This is a genomic window from Rhodobacter flavimaris, from assembly GCF_021378075.1.
Lineage (GTDB): Bacteria > Pseudomonadota > Alphaproteobacteria > Rhodobacterales > Rhodobacteraceae > Rhodobacter > Rhodobacter flavimaris.
Genome location: NZ_JAJUOS010000013.1, coordinates 17631 through 41033 on the forward strand (window position 1 = coordinate 17631; position 23403 = coordinate 41033).

At 64.3% G+C, this 23403-nt stretch carries 19 protein-coding genes; 15 read left to right on the forward strand and 4 right to left on the reverse strand.

All coding sequences use genetic code 11. The annotated features are described in order from the left end of the window. Positions 1-45: 45 nt before the first annotated feature. On the forward strand, positions 46-453 hold the full coding sequence (locus tag LZA78_RS14960; protein WP_233677727.1) for a universal stress protein: 408 nt from the start codon (positions 46-48) through the stop codon (positions 451-453). 88 nt (positions 454-541) lie between these two features. Here LZA78_RS14960 and LZA78_RS14965 read toward each other — a convergent pair whose 3' ends face one another. The 3 genes from LZA78_RS14965 to argE are packed head-to-tail and all read right to left on the reverse strand — an operon-like array spanning position 542 to position 4260. Further along, a complete protein-coding gene (locus tag LZA78_RS14965; RefSeq protein ID WP_233677728.1) occupies positions 542-1708 on the reverse strand; it encodes a M20 aminoacylase family protein in 1167 nt (388 codons plus the stop codon). 60 nt (positions 1709-1768) lie between these two features. Next, positions 1769-3109, reverse strand: a complete 1341-nt coding sequence (locus LZA78_RS14970) for an NAD(P)/FAD-dependent oxidoreductase (RefSeq protein WP_233677729.1) — start codon at positions 3107-3109, stop codon at positions 1769-1771. Next, positions 3106-4260, reverse strand: a complete 1155-nt coding sequence (gene argE, locus LZA78_RS14975) for an acetylornithine deacetylase (protein ID WP_233677730.1) — start codon at positions 4258-4260, stop codon at positions 3106-3108. The genes LZA78_RS14970 and argE overlap by 4 nt, the downstream gene beginning before the upstream one ends. Before the next feature lie 225 nt (positions 4261-4485). On the opposite strand from argE, the gene LZA78_RS14980 reads away from it, so the two are divergent. From LZA78_RS14980 to LZA78_RS15015, 8 genes are all read left to right on the forward strand, one after another. After that, a complete protein-coding gene (locus LZA78_RS14980; protein ID WP_233677731.1) occupies positions 4486-5505 on the forward strand; it encodes an ABC transporter ATP-binding protein in 1020 nt (339 codons plus the stop codon). Next, positions 5498-6496, forward strand: coding sequence for an ABC transporter ATP-binding protein (locus LZA78_RS14985; RefSeq protein WP_255697509.1), 999 nt, complete (start codon positions 5498-5500; stop codon positions 6494-6496). Before LZA78_RS14980 ends, LZA78_RS14985 begins: the two co-directional genes overlap by 8 nt. Before the next feature lie 40 nt (positions 6497-6536). Further along, positions 6537-8240, forward strand: a complete 1704-nt coding sequence (locus LZA78_RS14990) for a peptide ABC transporter substrate-binding protein (protein ID WP_233677732.1) — start codon at positions 6537-6539, stop codon at positions 8238-8240. A 107-nt stretch (positions 8241-8347) separates the two neighbouring features. After that, the gene (locus LZA78_RS14995) at positions 8348-9355 is read left to right on the forward strand and encodes an ABC transporter permease (RefSeq protein ID WP_233677733.1); all 1008 of its coding nucleotides are present in this window, start codon (positions 8348-8350) and stop codon (positions 9353-9355) included. Continuing rightward, positions 9348-10289, forward strand: coding sequence for an ABC transporter permease (locus LZA78_RS15000; protein WP_233677734.1), 942 nt, complete (start codon positions 9348-9350; stop codon positions 10287-10289). The genes LZA78_RS14995 and LZA78_RS15000 overlap by 8 nt, the downstream gene beginning before the upstream one ends. A gap of 93 nt (positions 10290-10382) precedes the next feature. Further along, entirely contained in the window at positions 10383-11090 is a 708-nt protein-coding gene (locus LZA78_RS15005) for an ABC transporter ATP-binding protein (protein ID WP_233677735.1), read from the forward strand. Continuing rightward, positions 11084-13453 (forward strand): ABC transporter permease, encoded by a 2370-nt coding sequence (locus tag LZA78_RS15010; RefSeq protein ID WP_233677736.1) that lies wholly within the window; start codon positions 11084-11086, stop codon positions 13451-13453. The genes LZA78_RS15005 and LZA78_RS15010 overlap by 7 nt, the downstream gene beginning before the upstream one ends. Positions 13454-13464: 11 nt before the next feature. Further along, the gene (locus LZA78_RS15015; protein ID WP_233677737.1) at positions 13465-14682 is read left to right on the forward strand and encodes an efflux RND transporter periplasmic adaptor subunit; all 1218 of its coding nucleotides are present in this window, start codon (positions 13465-13467) and stop codon (positions 14680-14682) included. A gap of 428 nt (positions 14683-15110) precedes the next feature. On the opposite strand, the gene LZA78_RS15020 is transcribed toward LZA78_RS15015, so the two are convergent. Further along, positions 15111-15938 carry a class I SAM-dependent methyltransferase gene (locus LZA78_RS15020; RefSeq protein WP_233677738.1) on the reverse strand — a complete coding sequence of 276 codons (828 nt, stop codon included), beginning with the start codon at positions 15936-15938 and terminating at the stop codon, positions 15111-15113. A gap of 435 nt (positions 15939-16373) precedes the next feature. On the opposite strand from LZA78_RS15020, the gene LZA78_RS15025 reads away from it, so the two are divergent. From LZA78_RS15025 to LZA78_RS15050, 6 genes are all read left to right on the forward strand, one after another. Further along, positions 16374-17291 carry a dihydrodipicolinate synthase family protein gene (locus LZA78_RS15025; protein WP_233677739.1) on the forward strand — a complete coding sequence of 306 codons (918 nt, stop codon included), beginning with the start codon at positions 16374-16376 and terminating at the stop codon, positions 17289-17291. Positions 17292-17293: 2 nt separating this feature from the next. Beyond that, a complete protein-coding gene (locus LZA78_RS15030; protein ID WP_233677740.1) occupies positions 17294-18802 on the forward strand; it encodes an aldehyde dehydrogenase in 1509 nt (502 codons plus the stop codon). Between the two features lie 14 nt (positions 18803-18816). Beyond that, positions 18817-20163: an NAD(P)/FAD-dependent oxidoreductase gene (locus tag LZA78_RS15035; RefSeq protein WP_233677741.1), complete on the forward strand. Its 1347-nt coding sequence runs from the start codon at positions 18817-18819 to the stop codon at positions 20161-20163. 19 nt (positions 20164-20182) lie between these two features. Continuing rightward, a complete protein-coding gene (locus LZA78_RS15040) occupies positions 20183-21136 on the forward strand; it encodes a LysR substrate-binding domain-containing protein (protein WP_233677742.1) in 954 nt (317 codons plus the stop codon). Between the two features lie 268 nt (positions 21137-21404). Then, complete coding sequence (locus LZA78_RS15045; protein ID WP_233677743.1) at positions 21405-22256, forward strand: glycine betaine ABC transporter substrate-binding protein; 852 nt, start codon at positions 21405-21407, stop codon at positions 22254-22256. A gap of 67 nt (positions 22257-22323) precedes the next feature. After that, positions 22324-23403 carry a quaternary amine ABC transporter ATP-binding protein gene (locus LZA78_RS15050; protein ID WP_233677744.1) on the forward strand — a complete coding sequence of 360 codons (1080 nt, stop codon included), beginning with the start codon at positions 22324-22326 and terminating at the stop codon, positions 23401-23403.

Consider the following 23403-nt stretch of genomic DNA (forward strand, 5'->3'; position numbering starts at 1 on the left):
CGGTCGATCCGGGTCACAAAGGGACAAACGGAAGAGGAGCCTTCGATGTATTCCAATATCATCGTCCCCGTCGCCTTCGACGACGATCACAACCCCGATGCCGCGCTCAACATCGCCCGAGCGCTGGCGGCGCCGGGGGCGCGCGTGACCCTTGTGCATGTCATGGCCGATGTGCCGGGCTTCGCGATTTCCTACATGCCCGAGGGCTATGCCGCCGATCTCAAGCGCACGCTGCAAGGCTCGCTCGATCAGCTGGCGAACGAGTTCGAGAATGGCGCGGGCGTGATCCGCGAGGGCCATGCCGCGAACGAGATCCTCGATCTGGCCGAGGAGATCGGCGCCGATTGCATCGTGATCGCCTCGCATCGTCCGGGTCTGGGCGACTACCTGATCGGCTCGACCGCTGCGCGCGTTGTGCGCCACGCGCCCTGCTCGGTCATGGTGCTGCGTTAAGGCAAGGAAAAGGGGGGCTGTCTGCCCCCCTCTTCGACTGCGTCGAATTCACCCCCCCGACGATATTTCACCCACATTGAAGTGGAGGTCAGGCGGCGGGCATCCGATCCTCGACCATGCCGGCATACCAGCTGGAGCCGAAGGGGATGGCGTTGTCGTCGAAATTATAGGCGGGATGGTGCACCATCGCCGTATCGCCATTGCCAAGGAAGATATAGGCGCCGGGGCGAGCGTTGAGCATGTAGCTGAAATCCTCGGCCCCCATTTGCGGCGCGACATTGGCATCGACCTGACCCGAGACCTTCTGTGCAACCTCGATCGCGTAGCCGGTGTTTTCGGGGGCGTTGATCGTGACCGGGTAGCCGCGCATGTATTTCACCGCCGCCGTCGCGCCGAAGGCCATTGCCGTGCCCTCGGCGATCTCGCTGATGCGGCGTTCGACGTAATCCTGAACGGTCGGGTCCATGGTGCGCACGGTGCCCTTGAGGAGCACGGTTTGCGGGATGACGTTATGGGCCTCGGATTCGGTGCGGAAGGTGCAGACCGAGACCACGACCTGTTTGAGCGGATCGACATTGCGCGAGGCGATGGATTGCAGCGCCACGACGATATGCGAGGCGACCAGAGTGGTGTCGATCGAGTCATGCGGCTTGGCGGCGTGGCCGCCCTTGCCGGTGACGACGATCTCGAACTGGTCGGCGGCGGCCATCAGCGCGCCTTCACGGATAGCAAAGCTGCCGACCGGCAGGCCGGGCCAATTGTGCATGCCGTAGACTTCCTGAATGCCGAAGCGGTCCATCATGCCGTCGTTGACCATCTCGCGCCCGCCACCGCCGCCCTCTTCGGCGGGCTGGAAGATGACCACGGCGGTGCCGTCGAAGTTGCGCGTCTCGGCCAGGTATTTCGCGGCTCCAAGCAGCATGGCGGTATGCCCGTCATGACCGCAGGCATGCATCTTGCCGGGCGTCTTCGAGGCATAGTCGAGGCCGGTCGCTTCGTTGATCGGCAGCGCATCCATATCGGCGCGCAGGCCGATGACGCGGCCCTTGGTGTCGGTCTTGCCCTTGATCACGCCGACGACGCCGGTGCGGCCGATACCCTCGACCACCTCATCGCAGCCAAAGCCGCGCAGCAGGTCGGCCACCTTGCCAGCGGTGCGGTGCACCTCGAACAGGATCTCGGGGTTTTCGTGGAAATCGCGGCGCCAGGCGGTGATTTCGGGCAGAAGCTCGGCGAAGCGGTTCTTGACGGGCATGAGGGGCTCCCAGATTGTTGGCGCCATCAGCCTGTTACAAAGCCCGGCGCCCCGCAAGGGTCAGAAGGTGGGTCCGAGATCAATTTTTGACCCGTCGGTAAATCTGCCATAGCGGAAGCGGCGCATGTCGTGGCCTGCCGGATGGCCCAGCATCAGGTCGGCCATGACGCGCCCCACGCCGGGACCGATGCCAAAACCGTGGCCCGAAAGGCCGGTGGCGATCCAGAAGCCGGGGATCGGGCTTTCGTCGAGCACCGGCACCGTGTCGGGCATCGTGTCGATCATCCCCGCCCATGTCCGGGCAAGCTGCGGGCGGCCGAGCGTCGGGAAGGCCCACGCGAAAGCATCCTGCACTTCGGCCAGACGCATCATGTTGGGCTGTGGATTGAGAATGCGCAGCGCCTCGAACGGGCTTGGGCCGTCGAATGCCCAATTGCGCGGCGTGGTCCAGCCATCTGGCCAGCCCTTGCCCGGCGACCAGCCCTTCATCGCGGTCTTCGACAGGTCGCGGCGCATCTGCGGGACGTATTTGAAGAAATGCCGGAAGGCGTCGGGGCCGATGTAGAAATCGTGCCAGGTGCCCGGCGCAACGGTATAGCTGCCATCGAGCCTGCGCCGCCATGCAAAGACATTGTCGGCGCCCGAGACCTGCGTGACCTCGGGCAGGGCCACGGTCTGGGCGACCGTCGAGCGCACCAACAGCTGCGGCAAGCCAACCCCGTGGCGGCGCGCAAAAAGCGAGGACCAGGCGCCCCCGGCCAGCAGAACCTGCTCGGCGGTGATGCGCCCCTGTTCCGTGATGACACCAGCGACACGCCCTGCGGTCAGATCGAGGCCGCGCACCGCGCAATTCTCGACGATATGCACGCCCGCCTCGGCGGCCAGACGCGCCAGAATCGGCACCGCAACCCAAGGCTCGGCCCGGGCGTCCGAAGGCGTGATCAGACCGGCGATCCAGCCTGCCTTGTTCGGGATCCGCTCGCCCAGTTCCTTGGGCGAGAGCAGGTGGCTTTCGACGCCGTGGCTTGCGGCCAGTTCAACCCATCGGGCGTAACCCTCGACCGCGTCCCTGTCATGCGTCAGGTAGGCAACGCCGCAGCGGCGAAAGCCAAGCTCGGGGCCGAGGCGGGCGGCGAACCCCTCCCACAGGCGCATCGATTCGATCATGATCGGCAGTTCGTCGGGGTCGCGGCGCTGCTGGCGGATCCAGCCCCAGTTGCGGCTGGACTGCTCGCCCGCGATGCGGCCCTTCTCGCACAACACCACGCGGCGACCGGCCTGAGCGAGGTGATAGGCGCTCATCACGCCCGCCACACCGCCGCCGATCACGACGACATCGGCCTGCGCGGGCGCGGGGCCGGGATAGGTGACGGGCGAGGCCTCGGAGATCACGAAACTCATGCGCAGAGCCTTTCGATCAGGTCTTCCATGAAGGCCCAGCCGGCCTCGAATTGCGACAAATCCAGCCATTCGTCGGGCTTATGGGCCTGCTCGATGTCACCCGGGCCGCAGACCACGGCCGACCAGCCGCGCACCTGGAACTGGCCTGCCTCAGTGCCGTAGCTGACGACCTGACTGCCATTGTCGCCGGTGATCGCGCGCACAAGGGTTTCCGCCGCGCCATCCACTTCGGGGGCGAGTCCGGGCAGCGCGAACCGCTCCTCGACCTCGATCCAGGCGTCGGGATGAACCGCCTTCATACCCGCCTCGACCTCGGCCACCTTGGTCAGGAAGGCGCGGCGCCAGTCCTCGGGGTCTTCGCCAGGCAAGACGCGGAAATCGACGCCGAATTCGCACAGGCCCGCGGTGATGTTATGCGCCGTGCCGCCGCGGATCTCGCCGGTATGCACCGTCGTCCAGGGCGGCACGAAGGGCGAGGCTTTCGCCGCCGCCTGCCCCTTGGCGTTCATCTCATTGACCCACATCAGGATCTTGGCGCCTTCGAGGATCGCGCTGACGCCCGTGTGCATGATCGAGCTGTGAACCTCGTGCCCATGCACCTTCAACCAGAAGGCCAGCCCGCCCTTGTGGCCGGTGACCGCCTTCATCATCGTAGGCTCGCCCACCACCACCGCCGAGGCGTGCGGCAGGCCTGCCATCGCCTCGATCATCGGGATGCAGCCGATGCAGCCCAGTTCCTCGTCATGGCTGAGCGCAATCTGCAAGGGGCGCTTGAGCGGACGCCGCACCGCTGCAGCCATCGCCGCCAACGCCAACGCGTCGAAGCCCTTCATGTCGCACACGCCGCGCCCGTAAAGACGCCCCTCGCGCTCGACCACTGTCCAGGGGTCCGAAGCCCAGTCCTGCCCCTCAACCGGCACCACATCGGTATGGCCCGACAGCACCACGCCGCCGGGAACGGCAGGGCCGACCTGCGCGAACAGGCTCGCCTTCGCCGGTTGCGCCGGGTCGGGCACCTTGGTGACGGCGATTCCCTGCTCTTTCAGCCAGTCGGCGACCCAGTCGATCAGATCGAGGTTGCTGTCGCGACTGACCGTGCGGAACGCTACGAGGCGGTCAAGAAGGCTGCGGGCGGTCGCCATGTCTGTCATCGGTTTCTCCTTTGCGCGCAAGCTGCTCCTGCGGCCAAGGGGCCGTCAACCCCCACCCCGCGAAACGCCGCCATGCGAGATGCTCCAGTCACCGCATCCAGAATCGTGCTTGCGCGTTTGATCAAAATCTCTAACACTCGGTCAAATATTCTCGACCAGGCCAAGCCTGCGGGAAAGAACGCGACAGTAAAAATACTGCGAATACAACTGACTTGGGGGTCACATATGCCCGATGGGGCGCTGCCTGTGCTCGATGTTTCGGGCCTGAAGACGATTTTCAGGACCCGTGGTGGCGAAGTCCACGCCGTCAATTCCGTTTCATTCGATCTGCGTCCGGGGGAGCTTCTGGGCGTTGTGGGCGAGTCCGGCTCGGGCAAGTCCGTGACGATGATGTCGCTGATCGGCCTGTTGCCCACGCCGCCCGCCGAGGTGCGCGATGGCCGGGTAATGTTCGACGGCAAGGACCTGCTGCATTGCACCCCGGCCGAGTTGCGCGCCGTGCGTGGCCCCGGCATCGGCTTCATCTTCCAGGACCCGATGACCTCGCTCAACCCGGTCTTCACCGTGGGCTACCAGCTGCGCGAGCCGCTGATGAAGCACATGGGCATGACCAAGGCGCAGGCGCAGGTCCGCGCCAAAGAGTTGCTCGAACTCGTGGGCATCCCGGATGCCGAGCGGAGGCTGCGCGACTTCCCGCACCAGTTCTCGGGCGGGATGCGCCAGCGCGTGATGATCGCCATCGCGCTGGCCTGCGATCCCAAGGTGCTGATCGCGGATGAGCCTACGACCGCGCTGGACGTCACCATCCAGGCACAGATCCTCGAACTGGTGAAAGAGCTGCGCCAGAAACTGGGCATGGCGATTGTCTGGATCACCCATGACCTTGGCGTGATCGCCGGTATCGCCGACCGCATCATGGTCATGTATGGCGGCCAGGTGGTCGAGCAGGGCCCAGTGTCCGAGGTCTTCCACAAGCCGCGCCACCCCTATACCCGCGCGCTGCTCAAGACCGTGCCAAGCGTGCGCGGCGAGCGCACCGCGAAGCTTTCCGTGATCGAGGGCCAGCCGCCGATCCTGCGCGATGCGCCCTCGGCTTGCCCCTTCCGCGACCGCTGCGCCCAGGCCTTCGATCGCTGCGCGTCCGAGAACCCCGCACGCACACCCGTCGGCCCCGGCCATGACGCCGCCTGCTTCTGGGATTTCGACGCCGACGCCCCCCGCACGCACGAGGCCGCCCATGCTTGATGCCCCCGGCAAGGCACTGATCGAGGTCTCGGGCCTCAAGATGTATTTCCCGATCACCGCGGGCGTCTTTCGCAAGCATGTGGGCGATGTGAAGGCGGTCGATAACGTCTCCTTCACGATCTACGAGGGCGAGACCCTTGGCCTTGTGGGCGAGTCCGGCTGCGGCAAATCCACCTGCGGCCGCGCCATCCTGCGGCTTTACGAACCGACCGCCGGAGCGGTGCGCATCGACAGCAAGGACGTGCTGGCCGCCGACGCGGACACCCTGCGCGAGATGCGCCCCAAGATGCAGATGGTCTTTCAGGACCCTCAGGCGAGCCTCAACCCGCGCATGACCGTCGCCGCCATCATCGGCGAGCCGCTGGACGAACACACCAGCCTGTCCAAGAAGGACAAGTTGGCCCGGATCTACGAGTTGATGGATCAGGTCGGGCTGAACCGCGATTTCGCCAACCGCTATCCGCATGAATTCTCGGGCGGTCAGCGCCAGCGCATCGGCATTGCCCGCGCCTTGGCGCTGAACCCCAAGTTCATCGTCTGCGACGAGCCGATCGCCGCGCTCGACGTGTCGATCCAGGCGCAGGTGGTGAACCTGCTGGAAGAGCTGCAGGACCGGCTTGGCCTGACCTACCTGTTCATCAGCCACGACCTGTCGATGGTGCGCCATATCGCCGACCGCGTGGCGGTGATGTATCTGGGCCAGATCATTGAGCTCGCGCCGCGCGACCCGCTCTATGTTGAGCCGCTGCACCCCTATACCCAGGCGCTTTTGTCCGCGGTGCCCGAGCCCGACCCCGAGGCCGAGAAGACCCGCCGCCGCATCATCCTGAAGGGCGACGTCCCCTCGCCCGCCAATCCGCCCAAGGGCTGCAACTTCTGCACGCGCTGCCCGAAGGTGATGGAGATCTGCCGCCAGACCGAGCCGACCTTCCACGAGGTCCAGCCCGGTCGCTTCGTGGCCTGCCACCTTTACCAAGAGACCGCCGACTGAACGGCGGCACTGAAATTCGATCCAACAAGGAGAGGTTTGTATGAAACTCAAGACAATCCTGATGGGCGCGGCGGCAACGCTGGCCCTCGCGCCGGCGGCCTTCGCCGAGCGCGGCAGCGACGGCCAGGTCAATGTGATCTACTGGCAGGCGCCCTCGACGCTGAACCCCTATCTGTCGTCGGGCACCAAAGACGTCGAAGCCTCGTCGCTCGTGCTTGAGCCCTTCGCGGGCTTCAACGAAACGGGCGTGGTCATCCCGCGCCTTGTCACCGAAGTCCCGAGCCTCGATAACGGCGGCATCTCGGAAGACCTCAAGACGATCACCTGGCACATCACGCCGGGCATCCTGTGGTCGGACGGCACGCCCCTGACCGCCGCGGACGCGGTCTTCACCTATGAATATTGCACCCATCCCGAGGGCGGCTGCGCCCAGGAAGCCCGCTACGAGGGCATCGAGATGGTCGAGGCGGTTGACGACCTGACGGTGAAAATCACCTACAAGGAACCGCGCCCCAACCCGTTCACCGCCTTCACCGGTGCAACCTCGCCGATCCTGCAAAAGGCGCAGTTCGCCAACTGCCTCGGCGCGGCGGCCTCGTCCTGCACCGATCAGAACTTCATGCCGATCGGCACCGGCCCGTTCAAGGTCACCGAGTTCAAGACGAACGACGTGATCCAGATGGAAGCTAACCCGAACTACCGTGACCCGGCCAAACCTGCGTTCTCGAACCTCACGCTCAAGGGCGGCGGCGACGCGGCCGCGGCGGGCCGTTCGGTTCTGGAAACCGGCGAATTCGACTACGCTTGGAACCTGCAACTTGCGCCCGACGTGCTGGCCGGCATGGAAGCCGCCGGCAAGGGCAAGCTGGTCGTGGGCTTCGGCACGCTCGTTGAGCGCATCGAGATGAACATGACCGACCCCTCGCCGGAACTGGCTGAGGGTGAGCGTTCGACCGCCAAGCACGCGCATCCGTTCCTGTCGGATATCCGTGTGCGCACCGCGCTGTCGAAAGCCATCGACCGCGAGATCCTGGTCGAGATCGGCTACGGCCAGGCTGGTCGCCCGACCTGCAACCTGGTGCCCGCCCCTGCGATGTTCGCCTCGGACAACACCGACTGCCTGACGCAGGACGTCGAGGGCGCCAAGGCGCTGCTGGACGAAGCCGGTTGGACCGACAGCGACGGCGACGGCATCCGCGACAAGGATGGCAAGAAGCTGAGCGTCCTTTACCAGACCTCGACCAACGCCGTGCGGCAGGACTTCCAGTCGATCATCAAGCAGTGGTGGAACGACATCGGCGTCGAGGTCGAGCTGAAGAACATCGACGGCTCGGTCTATTTCGGCGGTGACGCGGGTTCGCCCGACACCTTCCAGAAGTTCTATGCCGACGTCGAGATGTACGCCAACAACTTCGACGGCACCGACCCCGAGCCCTACCTCGCCCAGTACACCTGCGAGAAGGCACCGAAGCCCGAGAACCAGTGGCAGGGCGAGAATATCAACCGCTTCTGCTCGGAAGAGTATGACGCCCTCGTCGTCGAGCTCGGCAAGACCGGTGACATCGAGAAGCGCGCCGAACTGGCCAAGAAGATGAACGACATGCTGACCAAAGACAGCATGGTCGTCGTGCCGCTGGTCGATCGTGGCCGCGTCTCGGCCCATTCCAACACCCTCGGCGGCGTTGTCCTGAACACCTGGGACTCGGAGCTGTGGAACGCCTCCGACTGGTACCGGATGAAGTGATCTGAACCTTGGGTCCGACCGCCATCGGCGGTCGGACCCGGGGCGGCCGCCACAGGCGGCCGCGCCCCCGCCCACCCCCGATCAAAGAGACATGCCCCGAGGCGCCGATGTTCACATTCACCCTGAGACGGCTTTTGATAGCCATCCCGACGCTTCTGATCATCTCTCTGGTGATCTTCCTTTTGCTTGAGGCCGCCCCCGGCGACCCGCTTGGCGAGGTGCCTCTGACGGTCCCCCCCGAGGTCAAGGCCAAGATGCGCGAGGCGCTCGGCCTGAATTCGGCCTGGTATGTGCGCTACCTGCTTTGGCTCAAGCAGTTCTTCTGGGTCGAGCCCGTGCATCTGTGGGACGCCCTCTTTGGCACCTCCTACGGTGAGGGGATGCAGCGCGTCATCTCGTTCCAGTCGCGCCAGCCGGTGATGCAGATCATCGCCGAGCGCCTGCCCCAGACCCTGATCGTCGTGGGCCTTGCCTATGTCGTGGGCGTGCTGATCGCGCTCCCGATCGGCATCATCTCGGCCTACCGGCAGTATTCGTGGTTCGACAATATCGGCACGTTCATCTCTATGATCGGCTTTTCGGTGCCGACCTTCTTCACCGGCGTCGTTCTGATCATCGTCTTCGCGGTCAAGCTGCACTGGTTCCCCTCGGTCTATGACACCACCTTGCAAGTGACCGACTGGGCGAGCTTCAAAGCGCAGATCCGCCAGATGGTCATGCCGGTAACGGTGCTTGCGCTGTACAACGCCGCCCAGATCAGCCGCTTCATGCGGGCCTCGATGCTCGACAACCTCGGGCAGGATTATGTGCGCACCGCCCGCGCCAAGGGCCTGACCGAGAAGGTCGTCGTGCTGATCCACGTTCTGCGCAACTCGCTGATCCCAGTCGTCACCGTAATCGCGCTTGGCGTGCCCACGATCTTCGGCGGCGCGATCATCACCGAGCAGGTCTTCAAGGTGAACGGCCTCGGTCAGCAGCTGATCCTGTCGATCCACGCCAATGACATGCCGATGGTCATGACGCTGACCTTCATCTTCGCGATCCTGATCGTACTCTTCAACCTGGTTGCTGACCTGCTCTACGGCATCCTCGACCCGAGAATTCGCTATGACTGAGACCGACAAGGCATCTGCGGCCGCCCAACCCTCGGGGGCGAGTCTGTCCTACCGCCCGCCGCGTAGCCAGTGGTGGGACGTCTGGGATCAGTTCAAGACGCATAAAGGCGCACTGATCGGCCTGACGATCTTCGTGCTGATCCTGGCCGCGATCGTGATCGGGCCAATGCTCTGGACGATCGAGCCGACCTATGTGGACCTGCGCGCGCGCAACAAGGGCTTCTCGATGGCGCATCCCTTCGGCACCGACCAATTGGGCCGCGATATCCTTGCGCGGATGATGGCGGGTGGAAAGGTATCGATCTCGGTCGGCATGACGGCCATGGCGCTGTCGATCCTTCTGGGCACCACGATCGGCGTGCTGGCGGGCTATTTCAAACACCTCGAAGGGCCGTTGATGCGGATGACGGACCTGTTCCTTGCCCTGCCTCTGCTGCCGCTTCTGCTGCTGATGGTGACGCTGTTCCGCGACCCGTTGTCAAAAAGCTTTGGCCCCGAAGGCGGCATCTTCCTGTTGATCGTATCCGCCATCGGCGCGACCTCATGGATGCAGACAGCGCGGATCGTGCGCGGCGAGGTTCTGGGCCTCAAGGAGCGCGAATTTGTGCTGGCCGCCCGCTCGATCGGCACACCGTCGCGGCGGATGATAACAAGGCATATCCTGCCCAACGTGCTCTCGCCGATCATGGTCTCGGCCACGCTTGGCATCGCCAGCGCGATCATCACCGAATCCGCTCTGTCCTTCCTGGGCCTTGGCTTCCCGCCGGATTTCCCGACTTGGGGGCGCCTGCTGTTCGATGCCGTCGATCAGATGCAGCTTTACCCCTCGCGCGTGATCCTGCCCGGCGTTGCGATCTCGCTGACCGTGCTGTCGGTCAACTATATCGGCGACGGGTTGCGCGATGCGCTCGACCCGCGCATCCGGGGCCGCTGAGCGCCCCAGAACCTTGGCCCGGAGCTCACGTTCCGGGCCTTTTTCTTGCGCGAAATCATGGAAACGTCACTCCCGGCACGGTAGCCTTCGGCCATGAGCATACCTGTCCTGCGCACCGAAGACATCACTCGCATCTACCGCACCGGCGCGGTCGAGGTGCAGGCGCTGCGCGGCGTCACGATGGAACTGTCCGAGGGCGAGATGGTCGTGCTGCTTGGCGCATCGGGGTCGGGCAAGTCGACCCTGCTCAACATTCTCGGCGCGCTCGACCTGCCAACCTCGGGGCGCGTGTTCTTCCGTGACCTCGAACTCACCCGCGCCTCCGACCGCGAGCTGACCCGCTTTCGGCGCGAGCACGTGGGCTTCGTCTTCCAGTTCTACAACCTGATGCCCGCCCTGACCGCGCGCGAGAACGTGGCGTTGGTGACCGAGATCTCGGAAGACCCGATGCGCCCCGAAGAGGCGCTGGAGCGCGTGGGTCTTGGCCACCGGCTCGATCACTTCCCGGCCGAACTGTCGGGCGGCGAACAGCAGCGTGTAGCCATCGCCCGCGCCATCGCCAAGCGCCCCGAACTTCTGCTCTGCGATGAGCCGACCGGGGCGCTCGACAGTGCCACGGGCGTCAGCGTGCTTGAGGCTCTGTGCGAGGTGAACCGCGATCTTGGCACCGCGACCGCGCTGATCACCCATAACGCTGGCATCCAGGCCATCGCGCATCGCGTCATCCATATTGCCGACGGCCAGATCGCGCGCGAAGAGATCAACGCCACCCGCGTCGATCCGAAGGAGATCACATGGTAAGCGCGCTCGACCGCAAGGCGCTACGCGACCTTCTGCGTCTTTGGGCGCAGGTGCTGGCCATTGGGAGCGTGCTGGCCTGCGGGGTGATGGTGCTGGTGCTTGGCTCGGGCACGCGCGCCTCGCTTGAGGCCTCGCGCGCGGCCTATTACGAGCGCCAGCGTTTTGCCGAGATCTTCGCCGAGGCAACGCGCGTGCCCGAGACGCTTCTGCCCGAGATCGCCGCCATCCCCGGTGTCGCGCGCCTCTCGCCCGGTATCCGCACCACCGCCGTCATCGACCTGCCCGGCGTGTCCGAGCCGGTCTCGGCCGATGTGCGCTCGCTGCCCGCTTCGGGACGCGATCCGGTGCTGAACGCGCCGCTTCTGCGGGCGGGCCGCCTGCCCGATCCGCTGCATCCCGACGAGGTCGCGCTTTACGCGCCTTTCGCCGAGGCTCGCGGGCTGATGCCGGGGGACCGTCTTTCGGCCGTGATTGAAGGCCAGCGCCGCAGCCTCACCGTGACCGGCCATGTGCTGTCGCCCGAATATATCTATACCATCGGCCCCGGCTCGATGATGCCCGACGACACGCGTTTTGGCGTGCTCTGGATCGGGCAGGATGCGGCGGCGGCAGCCACCGACATGAGCGGTGCTTTCAATTCGCTGGCGCTGCAACTGGCACGCGACGCGGTGGCGCCCGCAGTGGTCAGTGCGCTTGACCGGCTGCTCGCGCCCTATGGCGGCACCGGGGCGCATGACCGCACGGACCAGATCAGCCACGCCTTCCTGCAATCTGAACTCGAGCAACTGGGCGCGATGGCACTGATCCTGCCCCCGATTTTTCTGACGGTCTCGGCGTTTCTGGTGAACATGGTGCTCAGCCGCCTGATCGCGCTGGAACGCGCTCAGATCGGCCTCTTGAAAGCCGTGGGCTACACGACCGGCGCGATCGCGACGCATTACCTCAAGCTTGCCGCCGGGATCGCGCTGATCGGCACGGTCGTGGGCTGGGGCGCGGGCTGGTATCTGGGCGCCGCCATGACGCGGATGTATGCCGATTTCTTCCGCCTGCCCTGGCTGATCTACGCCCCCTCTGCCTGGCCCTTCGTACTTTCGGCGGTGCTGGCGCTTTTGACCACGCTGAGCGGGGCCGGGCGCGCGGTCTGGGCCTCGGTCCGCCTGCCGCCTGCTGTTGCCATGAGCCCCCCTGCCCCGCCGGTCTACCGGCGCGGCCTGATCGACGGGCTTGGCACCTGGGCGCAGTTACAACAGACCACGATGATGATCCTGCGCGCGATCACCCGCTGGCCGGGGCGCGCCGCCGTGACCGTCTTTGGGGTAGCCGCCTCGGTCTCGGTGCTGATCGCGTCCTTCTTCACCTATGACGCGATGGACCTGATGGTGGACGAAATTTTCACCCGCGCGAACCGCCAGAACGTCACGCTGATCCTTGCCTCGGCGCGCAACGAAAGCGCACTCGATGACGCCCGCGCTCTGCCCGGCGTGATCCGCGCCGAGGGGGCCTTCGTGCTGCCCGTCCGCCTGCGCAACGCCAACCGGGAAGAACTAACCTCGCTGACCGCGCACCCCGAACACTCGGAGCTGTCGCGTCTGATCGACGACAAGGGCCGTCAGGTACAACTGCCCGACTACGGCCTTGTGCTGCCCGAGGGGCTGGCGGGGAAACTGGGCCTGAGCCCCGGCGACATGGTGACGGTCGAGGCGCTGGCCCCGCCGCGCGAGACATGGGCCGTGCCGCTTGCCGCCACCATTCGCCAGACGCTCGGGCAGGATGCGCATATCGCGGCACCCGCGCTGTTTCGGCTGATGCGCCAGACGCCGCAGGTCAACCAGATCAACCTGCAAGTGGACGCAACGCAGATGGACGCGCTGAACGCAGCGGTGAAATCCACCCCCGCCATCGCCGGGATCGCCGACTGGACGCGCACCCGCAGCCAGTTCACCGCCACCATCGAGGAAAACCTGAGCATCTCGACCGTCATCTACTCGGCGCTTGGGATGCTGATCACGCTTGGCGTGGTCTATAACGCCGCGCGCATCCGCCTGTCGGAACGCGCGCATGAGCTTGCCTCGCTGCGGGTTCTGGGCTTCGGCCGGGGTGAGGTGGCCTGGGTGCTGGTGGGCGAGTTGATGCTGCTGACGCTGATCGGCCTGCCGGTGGGCTGGTTGGGCGGCTACGGCTTTGCCGCCCTTGTGGTGCAGGGCTTCTCGACCGATGTCGTCGCCCTGCCACTGGTGGTCAACCGCCAGACCTTCGCCTATGCCTGCCTGATCGTGCTGGCCACCGCACTTGCCGCAGCCCTGGTCGTTCGACGCAGGCTCGACCGGATCGACATCGTTCAGGCGCTCAAGGCGCGCGACTGAAAGGAGACGCCATGACTCGCACCAAATGGATCCTCACCGGCCTCTCGCTCGCGGCGCTTGCCGCGGTGACGGTCTGGGCGCTCAGCCCCTCGGCGGAGCCGGTGGACATCGCGCAGGTCACGCGCGGCCCCCTGGAGATCACCGTCGAGGCCGAGGGCAAGACGCAGGTGCGCAACCCCTATCTGGTCACCGCGCCGATCACCGGCACCACCACCCGCAGCCCGGTCGAGGTGGGCGATACGGTCGAGCGCGGCGGCACCGTCGTCGCCGAGATCCGCCCGGCCGAGCCCGCCTTCCTTGACGCGCGCGCCCGCGCCCAGGCTGAGGCCGCCGTGACCGAGGCGCAGGCTTCGGTCCGCCTGGCCGAGGCCAATATCGCGCGGGCCGAGGCCGACCTCGCCTATGCCCAGACTGAGTATGCCCGCAACAGCGAGCTGGCCGCGCGCGGGATCGTCCCGCCACGGTCGCTTGAGGCCGCCGATCAGGCCCGCCGCAGCGCCGATGCCGCACTAAACGCGGCGCGCTCGGCCTTGGACCTGAACCGCGCGACACTCGCCAAGGCACAGGCACAGCTGGTCGCCCCTACCGACCCCGGCGCCGGGGCCGCCGCCGTGACCTGCTGCGTGCAGATCACCGCCCCCACCAGCGGCACGATCCTGACGATCGAGGACCGCTCGGCCCGACTTGTGCAGGCGGGTGAAACACTGCTGACCATTGGTGATCTGGGCGATCTGGAGATCGAGGTGGACCTGCTTTCCTCCGACGCCGTGCGTGTCGCCGAAGGCGCACTCGCCCATGTCGAACGCTGGGGCGGCTCCGGTGTGCTTGAGGCCCGTGTGCGTCGCATCGACCCGGCCGCGTTTACCGAGGTCTCGGCCCTTGGCATCGAAGAACAACGCGTGCGCCTCAAGCTCGATATCCTGACCCCGCCTGAGCAGCGAGTGGGCCTAGGCGACGGGTTCCGCACCTATATCCGCATCGTTGTATGGTCCGCCGAGGATGCGCTGCGCGTGCCGCAATCGGCGCTGTTCCGGCAGGGCGGCGGTTGGGTCGTGTTCGCCATCCAGGACGACCGCGCGGTGCTGACGCCCGTTCAGATCGGCCAGTCGAACGCCGACGCCGCCGAGGTTCTCTCGGGCCTTGAGGCGGGGCAAAGCGTCGTCGCCTATCCCGGCAGCCGCATCGCCGACGGCATAAGGATCACCCCGCGCACAACCCCGGATAGCTGATATTTGTTGATTCTCGGAGGTCAGTGCCGACTGGGCCGGAGGATATCACAGGACAGGTTCGCTCACCCAATACCGAAGAACACACAGAGCGAAAAAGCAATATTCTCTGCCCCTCATATGCCCTGGCCCCGCAGAGATTGCGGGCCAGAACAAGATGATACGACAAACTTGTTCAAGGGGAAAAAGGCTTCAGGACAGCAGTCGCTTCGGGTGCCGAGGCGCCCTGTTCCTTGGGCGAGCGGCCCCACTGCGCACCAGAACGATTATTATAACAATCCGTGCAGAACGTCCGAACGCGAAGCCAAGCGCTTTCGGGCATGAATATCTGGATATCGGTGGCAATCGAAGCTGCCTGCCCTTCGAGGCGGGCGATGGCCTCTACAGCCAACCGAGCCTCAAGGATCGGTTGCTGGCAATGCCCGGTGCCTTCAAGGTTTCACGCAGTTGAATTGCACAGGATGCGTTCGCCCCTCGGCGATATTCAGTGCCGCGTTTCGTATGATTTCCGGCGCCATCTTTCCCAGCAAGACATGGTTGCCGAATACGGGTGTCTCCCCCCTTTCCGCCAGTTCGATCGCACGGTTGTACCCTTCCAGATATTTATCACCCGTATCAGTCACTTCGATCTTAACGAACCCCGCGCGCTCCAGCGCCCGAACCGTGTCCGCCGGACGCATCAGGTAGGCCCCGCTTCCATCCTTGGACCACGGCAGTGGATGATGCGGCGTTCCAGCTTCCCCCAAGCCATGTTCGGTAAGCGCAAAGAAGGCGCCCGGCTTGAGCACACGAAACGCTTCAGCAAGGAAAGCATCTCGGTCCGGCACATTCATTGTGACGTGCTGCGTGTATCCCCCGTCGAACGCTTCATTTGCGTAGGGAAGGCTTTGGCCGTCTCCGACACGGAACGACACAGCATCCTGCATACCGACAAGCGCATTCAACTTGTTGGCCGCGTCCACGAATGGAGCCGTAATGTCGATCCCGTCGACACGGCAATCAAATCGCCTGGCAATATACCTTGCCGGCCCACCCAATCCACTTCCGATGTCCAAGATATGCTGGCCGGGCTTGATCGGCAGGGTATCAGCTAGATCCTTGGTCGCCGGAAACCCGCGGGCATGAAAATGGTCCATAGGCGCGAGCTGCTCAAGCGTTACGGCAGACGCATCGATACCGGCTGCCTGCATCGCGCCCAGTATTCGGGAATAGACGTCACCAGTTCCCCAGTGATCAGATATTGCGCTTGCATGAGACATTTTCCGCCCCTCCCCTGGCATGCCTGTAGCTTACCACAGTTTCGGGCTTCGATCTTGGCTGCTTCAGACTCCGTGATGGCTCAGGAATGGCGATGGGCGTTTCTTTGTTCGAAAACGCATACGACCACTCGCTTCAATGAGGAAAGATGGTAGCAGTGCGTAGACGCCAGCTCGGCCGCGCCGCCAAACGACAACCGAACCTGCCCAGACCCGGTTTCAGAGCGTGCAGCTCTGGGAGAGCCTGGCGATCGAAAACGTCGAAAGCGCGACCTCCAACCCGGTCGAAACCTTGGCAATAGTTTCTCTAATGCCAAGCCGATGAACATTCTCCTTTGCGGGAGAGATGGCATTCCCGTTAGCTGAACGGACCAAGATTGCGCGCGGCACCGTCAAGAGAAAGCGGTGCAGACCGCGGTTCAGCCAGGAGACCACGACATGACGCCAAGACTGGTGTTGGAGGGTATTTATACCCCGGTAATCACGCCCTTTTCCGCCGACGGGGAGATCGACTATGACGCGCTCGCTGCGCTGGTCGAGACGCTGATCGAGGCGGGGGTTCACGGCCTCATTTCAGGTGGCTCGACCGGCGAGAACTACGCCGAGACTGTCGAAGAACGTCTTGCGCTCGCACGGTTCATCACAGAGCGCGCCAATGGTCGGGTGCCGGTGATCGTGGGCACGGGCGCGATGCGCACGCCAGATTCCATCGCACTTGCCGTCGGCGCGCGCGAGATGGGCGCCGATGCGATCTTGCTCGGGACACCGCCCTACTCGGTGCCGACCGAGCGTGAGAACGCGCTGAACGCCCTTGCGATCGACCGTGCCGCGGACATGCCGATCATTCTTTACAATTACCCGGGCCGCATGAGCGTCGAGATGGGCCGCGAGTTCCTCGATCGCGTGGGACGGTCGCGCAACGTCATCGGCATCAAGGAAAGCTCGGGCGACATCAACAGGGTGCACCTGCTGGCCCGGGACTATCCGCATATCCAGATGTCCTGCGGCATGGATGATCAGGCGCTGGAGTTCTTCGCCTGGGGTGCGCGGAGCTGGATCTGCGCCGGTTCGAACTTCCTGCCCGAAGAGCACATCTATCTTTACGAGACCTGCGTCGTGAAGGGCGATTTCGCCACCGGGCGCCGTATCATGTCGGCGATGCTGCCCCTGATGCGGGTGCTCGAGCAGGGCGGCAAGTTCATTCAATGCGTCAAGCATGGGGTCGAAACCACGGGCCTCTATGCCGGGCCGATGCGCCCGCCGCTCAAGGGTCTCAACAAGGACGACAAGCGCGAACTCGAACAGGTGATCCGCACGCTCAAACTGGCCGTGGCGGCGATCAAGGAAGGGAACTGACCATGGCTGATCTGCTTACCCGCGAGGAATACCAGGCGATTGCCGCCGTGCTGGACCTGCCCACCAATGCCTTTATCGACGGGACTTTCCGTCCGGCCGCCTCTGGCAAGACCTTCACCTCGAAGAACCCGGCCACCGGCACGGTGCTGTGCGAAATCGCCGCCTGTGGTTCTGCCGATGTCGATTTCGCGGTCGCGAAGGCGCGCGAGGCGTTCGAGGATGGGCGCTGGTCAAAGCGCCACCCCGCCGAGCGTAAGGACGTGCTGATCCGCCTGTGCAAGCTGATGACGCGCAACGCGCGCGAACTGGCCGTGATGGAAAGCATCGATTCCGGCAAGACCATCTACGACTGCGAAACCGTGGACGTGCCCGAGGCAATCCATGTGATCAAGTGGCACGCCGAGTTGATCGACAAGATCTACGATCAGGTCGCGCCGGCCTCGGACAACCATATCGCAATGATCGTGCGTGAGCCGGTCGGTGTCGTGGGCCTTGTGCTTCCCTGGAACTTTCCGCTTCTGATGCTGGCCTGGAAGATCGGCCCGGCGCTTGCGGCGGGTTGCTCGGTCGTCGTCAAACCGGCGGCGGAAACGACCCTGACGGCCTTGCGGCTGGCCGAGCTTGCGCATGAGGCGGGCGTGCCGCGTGGCGTGTTCAACGTGGTGCCGGGCTCGGGCGCAGAAGTCGGTGAGCCGCTCGGCTGTCATCCCGACGTGGACATGGTCTCCTTCACCGGCTCGACCGTGACGGGCCGCCGCTTCCTGCATTATTCGGCCGATAGCAATCTGAAGGAAGTGGTGCTGGAACTGGGCGGCAAGAACCCCTGCATCGTGCTGGACGATGCCGAGGATCTGGACGCCGTGGCGGCGCATGTCGTCAATGGCGCGTTCTGGAACATGGGCGAAAACTGCTCGGCTGCGTCCCGGCTGATCGTTCAGAAGGGTATCAAGGCGGCGTTGCTGGATCGCGTCAAGGCGCATGCCCGCGAATGGGACGTGGGCGATCCGCTCGACCCGCAGGTGCGGGTGGGCGCATTGGTTTCGCCTGCTCATTTCAAGAAGGTCTGCTCTTACCTCGAAGAGGCGAAGGGCGAAAAGATCCATCTGGGCGGCAAGGTAGTCGCAGAGGGTTTCGTTGAACCGACAATCGCCGAAGTGAATTCGCCCGTTGCCAAACTTGCGGTCGAAGAGATTTTTGGCCCGATCCTGACGGTCATCGAGGTGGCAAGCTTCGACGAGGCCATCGCGATCGCGAACGACACTGAATACGGGCTTGCGGCCTCGATCTTCACCGCCAATGGCAAGCGCGCACTACGCGGTGCGCGGGCGCTGCGGGCTGGCACCGTCGCGGTGAACAGCTTTGGCGAAGGCGACATCACCACGCCCTTCGGCGGCTACAAGCAATCGGGTTTTGGTGGACGGGACAATTCGATCCATGCGCATGATCAATATACTCAGATCAAGACGATCTGGCTGGATCTGACCGACCACGCAGACGACTGCGTCGACTGAACCCGGAGGGTGCGATGAGCCGACACGACGCAAGACGTCAGCCGCAGTTCACAGGCCCGGCGGGATGGGCGGATCTCTTGCCCGCCGAAGCTTCGCGCCCGGTGCTGGAGGGGCAAAACGGTTGCGATATCGCCATTACCGGGGCCGGCTATGCCGGCCTCTCGGCGGCCCGCAAGCTCAAGCAGATAGACCCGGCGCTCGACGTGGTCGTGCTGGACGCGGCGCGGCTTGGTGAGGGGGGCACGGGGCGCAACTCGGGCTTCATGATCGACCTACCGCATGAACTGACCGCCTCGGGCTACGAGGGCGGCGGCGAAACGCGGGACCGGCAACTGACGCGATTGAACCGGCAGGCAATCGACTTCGCCGCGCAGACGGTCGAAGAGTTTGCGATCCCGGAGGGGTTCTTCCAACGGGTCGGCAAGGTGAATGGAGCGGGCTCCGACGTCGGCATGGCCGCGAACCACGCCTATGCAGAGCATCTGCGCAGCCTTGGGGAAGCGTTCGAGTTGCTTGACGCGCGCGCAATGCGCGAGTTGACCGGAAGCGACTATTACCACGGCGGCCTTCATACGCCGGGTACGGCGCTGATCCAGCCCGCGGGCTATGCGCGCGGACTGGCCAAGGGGCTCGAACGCGCAGGCGTGCGGATTTTCGAGCGTTCAGGCGTGACCCGGATCGAAAGTGACGCCTCGGGTTGGCGCCTTGCGACCGAGCGCGGTAGCCTGCGTGCCCAGCGGGTGATCCTCGCCAATAACGGCCATCTTGAGAGCTTCGGTTTTGCCCGAGGGCGCTTGATGCATATCATGCTCAATGCCTGCATGACGGCAGAACTGACAGCCGACCAGATCCGCACGCTTGGCGGGTCGGAAAGCTGGGGCATAACGCCGGCAGATCCCATGGGCACCACGGTGCGCCGCATTGGCCCCGGACAGGGCGGAAACCGCATCGTGATCCGCCAGGGCAGCTATTATCGACCCGAGATGGCAACCAGCGAGGCCGATCTTGCCCGCGCCGTCCGGAGCATGCGTGAAAAGTTCGAGGCGCGCTTCCCGATGCTGAAGGCCGTGCCCTTTGAATACGCCTGGTCGGGTCATCTTTGCCTGTCGCGCAACGCCGCATCGGTGATGCGCGAGCTCGAACCCGGCCTGTTTGCGGCATGTGTTCAGAATGGTCTTGGCACGGTTCGCGGAACGCTGTCGGGCATCGGCGCCGCCGAACTGGCCTGCGGTCAGCAAAGCGAGATCACTCGCTACTTTGCTGCCGAGGCCGAACCCGCGCGCCTGCCGCCGCATCCGTTCGACACGATCGGGGCGAATGCGTATCTTCGGTTCAAGGAATGGCAATCGCGCCGCGAATGATCGCGGGACGGGAGGGAACATGCCGCCGATCATCAGACGTCGCCATCTGCCCTCTCTGGGGTCCTTTGCCACATTCGAAGTAGCCGCCAAGCATATGAGCTTCACGCTTGCCGCGCGCGAGTTGCATGTGACCCAAGGCGCAGTAAGCCAACAGATCCGTCTGCTTGAAACCGCGCTTGAAACGCCGCTGTTTATTCGAAAGCACAATGCACTGGAACTGACCGAGGCAGGCAAGGCGCTGCAGGATTCCGTGACGGCCGGGCTCGATACGATCACGGCTGGCGTTGCTGCGATCTCGGGCGGGGATGAACCACAGGTCGTGACGATTTCGGCGACGGACGGGATGGCGCGGTTCTGGCTTGCCCCGCTCATTCGGTCGTTCCGCGACGAGCACCCCGACGTCGGTTTCGTCGTTCTGGCGTCAGATGCGGATGACACGCTGCGCAACTACGCCCAGGTCGATGTCGCGATCCTATGCGGAAATGAGCGGTGCGAGGTCGGAGAAGAGCTGCACTTCCTCTTTCCCGAGGTCGCCCAACCGGTCTGCAGCCCCGACTACCTGAAAGCCTACGGCCCGTTTTCAAGCGCGGAAGGCCTGAACGACGCCAACCTCATGCATCTGCATGACAGCCACTGGAGCGCGGATGCGATCGGCTGGCAGCCGCTTGGCTGGGCCGAGTGGTTCCGGGCGCAGGGCGCGGCATGGGCCAAGGCGCCCTCAAGCCTGACGACCAACAAGGTTGGCCTCTTGATGGAGGCCGCGCTCGCCGGAGAGGGCGTGATGCTTGGCTGGCATCACATGCTGGGTCGCCATCTTGCGGATGGCTCACTGGTCTTTGCGCATCCCGCGACGATCACCGTCGGTCGCGGCAACTTTCTGAACTATCGCAAAGGCGCGCTGAGGCGCCCGGCTGTGTCACGCTTTGTCACCCACCTGCTCGACTCGCTTGGGCGCGCGCCACAGCCGGAATAGTGCCCGACCCGGCCTTGCGCACGGTTTGACGCAGTTTTCCTAATGCCTCACCGGACGAAATTCTGGTTTGCCGCGTTGCTGGCTGCGCAGCGATACTTGAGAAATTCCGGGACACGGGGACTCGCACCTTCAGCGAGAAGCGTTCCGGATCGGGAGAAAAGACAGCGGTTTTCAGACCTCGGAAGCGCCGCCGCAGGCTCTGCGGCGAGTGAAGGCGCATGTCAGCGCTATGGCGACCGCCTGTCTATGAACAACAGTGGAGAGACGAATGCGGAAATTCCTGAATGCGATCTGCGCGGCGGGCGTGGCTGTTGCCTTTGGTGGCATGGCCCAAGCTCAGGAAAAGGTGATCCAGATGGGCACCATGTCCTGGGAAGACCTGACGCCGATCACCGGCATCACCAAGAAGGTGCTCGAAGACAAGGGCTACACGGTCGAGGTAACCGAGTTTTCCGAATGGGGCATCGCCTATGCGGCGCTGACCCGTGGTGACATCGACATCATGGCCTCGCAGACCGACTATGTCGCCCATGACTACTGGGTGAAGAACATGAATGCGCTGGAGAAAATCTCTCCGGTTTCACACGGGCTTTATCAGGCCTTCGCCGTGCCCTCCTATGTCGATATTACCAGCATCGAAGACCTGAATTCCAATGCCGACAAGTTCGGCGGCAAGATTATTGGGATCGAGCCGGGATCGGGCCTGATGCGGGATGCCGCGACTGCCGTGGACGAATACGGCCTGGACCTCGAACTCGTCGAGGGTTCGACCGGTGCGATGACCGCCGCGCTGAAATCGGCGTCGGATCGCCAGGAATGGATCGCCGTCACCGTCTGGCAACCCTCGTGGATGATGCAGAAGTTCGACCTGAAATTCCTGGCCGATCCGAAAGGCATCTTCCCCGGCGCACAAAGCTACTACTGGATTGGCACCAAGGGCTTCTCCGAGGCCAACCCGGCTGCGCGGGAAGCGATCGCCAGCGTTTATGTGCCGCTTGAGAATATCACCGCGATCAACTCGGCGGTGAATGACGGCAAGACGATGGACGAAGCCGTTGCCGCCTGGGTGGGCGCCAACGCCGACCTGATTAGCCGCTGGGAAGACATCAAGAGCGAATGAAACACCAGCCGGCCCGGCATCGCACCGGGCCGACATATTTCAAATGGCCAAGCAAGAGAGCACCCGAATGACAAACGAAGCCCTCGACGTTCTGATCGATTGCCGAAACGTCTGGAAAATCTTTGGTGAACGTTCCGACGAAGCGATCAAGGCTATCCGGGAGCGCGGCGCGGGCAAGCGTGAAGTGCTGCGCGACTACAATTGCGTGGTGGGCGTCTCGGATGCCAGCTTCCAGATCCGAAAAGGCGAGATCTTCTGCATCATGGGCCTTTCGGGCAGCGGCAAGTCAACGCTCGTGCGACTGCTCAACCGCCTGATCGAGCCGAGCATGGGCAAGGTCGAGGTCAAGGGCCGCGACATCGCGCAGATGGGCCCCAAGGATCTGCGCGCGCTGCGCGCGCATGAGATCGGGATGGTGTTCCAGTCCGTCGCACTGATCCCAGGCCGCACGGTGCTCGACAATGCAGCCTTTGGCCTTGAGGTTCAGGGAGTGGCAAAGGCCGAGCGCCACAAGATTGCCAGCGATGCCCTTGCGCGCGTTGGGCTGGCGGACTGGGCGAACCACATGCCGCGCCAGCTCTCGGGCGGGATGCAGCAGCGCGTTGGCCTTGCGCGCGCCATCGCCTCGGACCCCGAGATCATCTTGATGGACGAACCCTTCTCGGCGCTTGATCCGCTCATTCGCAAGCAGCTTCAGGACGAGTTTCGCGAGCTTACCAAGTCGCTTGGCAAATCGGCCGTCTTCATCACGCACGACCTCGACGAGGCGATGCGGATCGGAGACCGGATCGCCATCATGAAGGACGGGATCATGATCCAGCAGGGCACCGCCGAAGATATCGTGCTGCACCCCGCCGATGCCTATGTCGCCGAGTTCGTCGCGGGCATTTCACGGCTGCATCTGGTCAAGGCCCACTCGTTGATGGCGCCGGTGTCCGAGGTGCCCGGCGATGTCCTCGCCCGGTTGCCGCGCACGTCGCCCGAGGCCGATGTTCAGGCCCTGATCGATCTGGTTCTCTCGACGCCAGATCAGGCGGTGGCAGTTGAGGATGCGGGCACCTGCATCGGCGTCGTGACCGCGCGCACGCTGCTTGAGGGCATTCGCGGCGAAGAACACGCCGCCGCAACCATTGAAGTGGTGGCCTGA